At 66.3% G+C, this 1,949-nt stretch carries 2 protein-coding genes; both read left to right on the top strand.

Features of this window, described 5'->3' with window-relative positions; all coding sequences use genetic code 11:
- A partial coding sequence (locus WBF82_RS03250) for a CaiB/BaiF CoA transferase family protein (protein ID WP_424381662.1) occupies positions 1 to 1,167 on the top strand: 1,167 nt, incomplete at its 5' end.
- Positions 1,167 to 1,949: enoyl-CoA hydratase/isomerase family protein (locus WBF82_RS03245; protein ID WP_424381661.1), on the top strand; the 783-nt coding region annotated here is incomplete at its 3' end. The genes WBF82_RS03250 and WBF82_RS03245, both read left to right, overlap by 1 nt.

Raw genomic sequence — 1,949 nt, 5'->3', positions numbered from 1 at the left:
CAGGCGGTCTCCGCGCCGATGTGCACACGGGTCCTGGCCGACTTCGGCGCACGCGTCATCAAAGTGGAGAACCCCAACGGGGGAGATTTCGCCCGGCACTACGACGATGTCGTCAACGGGCTTGCCGCGCATTTCGTTTGGGCCAACCGCGGCAAGGAGTCGGTGACGCTCAACCTGAAATCCGATGCCGGGCTTGATATTCTGCGCCAGCTCCTTGACCGGGCCGACGTGCTGGTTTCTAACCTCGCCCCCGGGTCCACCGCCCGGCTGGGCATCGCACCCGCAGACCTGGCAGAACGCCACCCCGACGTGATCGCGGTCGAAATCGACGGGTACGGCCCGGGCGGACCGTTGTCGCACAAGCGGGCCTACGACCTGCTTGCTCAGGCGGAATCCGGCGCATGCGCGGTGACCGGCCATCCCGGCGCACCGGCCAAGCCCGGGCCGCCGATGGCGGACATCAGCACCGGATTGTATTCGGCGCTCTCAATTCTCGCGCTGCTGTATTCCCGCGACGCCGGGTCGACTCCTGGCCGGCGCGGCAACGCGGTCGCGGTGAGTTTGTTCGACAGCATGACTGATCTGATGGGTTACCCGCTGACTTTCACCCAGCATTCCGGTATCGATCAGCAGCCGTTGGGGCTGAGTTCGCCTGCGGTGGCGCCGTACGGCGCCTACCGTACCGCCGACGATCAGACCGTCGTGCTGGGCACCACGAACGACGCTGAATGGCAGCGGCTTTCGCGCCAAATCCTGGAGCGTAACGACCTCGCCGACGACCCGAGATTCGCCAGCAACGCCGGTCGCTGCGCGCACCGCGACATCCTGGACGACGCTATCGGTGCGTGGTGTTCGGCGCACGACTTGGAGCATGCGCAGAAGACGGCCGATGCCGCTGGGATCGGCAATGCGCGCTACAACTTGCCAAGCGACGTGTTGGCGCACCCGCAGTTGACGGCCCGCGACCGGTGGCGACAGGTCGACACCCCAGTCGGTCCAATTCAGGCCTTGCTGCCTCCGCCCGTGATCTCCGGCTACCAGCCCGCGATGGGTGCCGTCCCCGGGCTAGGGCAGCACACCGACTCAGTGCTCGCCGAGCTCAGCATCGCACCGGCCGAAATCGATGCGCTACGTGTGCAAGGCGCCATCGGGCCGGTCTACCGCTGATGACGGAGGTATCCGCGCTGCTGTGCAGTGACCGCAACGGTGTTCGGACGCTGACGCTGAATCGGCCGAAGCGCAAGAACGCGATCAACCGTGAATTGTGGATCGAGTTGGCCGACGCGCTGACCGCGGCCGGCAACGACCGCGAGGTACGCGCGGTGGTGATTACCGGCGCCGGTGGCGCCTTCTGCTCGGGTGCCGACATCTCGGCGCCCGACGACAATCACCCGATGCACAAGTTGCAACGCCTGACCGACGTGGCGCTGGCGCTGCACGAGCTGCCGGTACCGACCATCGCCAAAGTGAACGGAGTGGCCGCCGGCGCCGGATGGAATCTGGCATTGGGCTGCGACCTGGTTGTCGCCACCCCGGAATCGACGTTTTCGCAGATTTTTGCCAAGCGAGGATTGTCGGTAGATCTCGGCGGCTCCTGGCTGCTGTCGAAAATCGTTGGCCTGCAACAGGCCAAGCGGCTGGTGTTACTAGCCGATACCATCGACGCCGCCGAAGCTCAGGCGCTGAACCTGGTGACCTGGGTGGTGTCCGCATCGGAGATCGACGACTTCGTCACCGAGGTTGCCGACCGGCTGGCGGCCGGTCCGACGATCGCGCTGGCGCAAAGCAAGGCGCTGCTGAACGAGGGCGCGGAGGGGACACTGCGTGATGCGCTGGCCAACGAAGCCCGCGCGCAGGCGGTCAATCTGGCCACCGCTGATGCGCCAGAGGCGTACGCCGCGTTCGCCGAGCGGCGGGCCCCGTCGTTTACTGGTCGATGGGCAGTATCG

Origin of the sequence: Mycobacterium sp. (assembly GCF_049673265.1) — a bacterium.
Classification (GTDB): Bacteria; Actinomycetota; Actinomycetes; order Mycobacteriales; family Mycobacteriaceae; genus Mycobacterium.
This window is presented reverse-complemented; position numbering and strand designations above follow the sequence as displayed.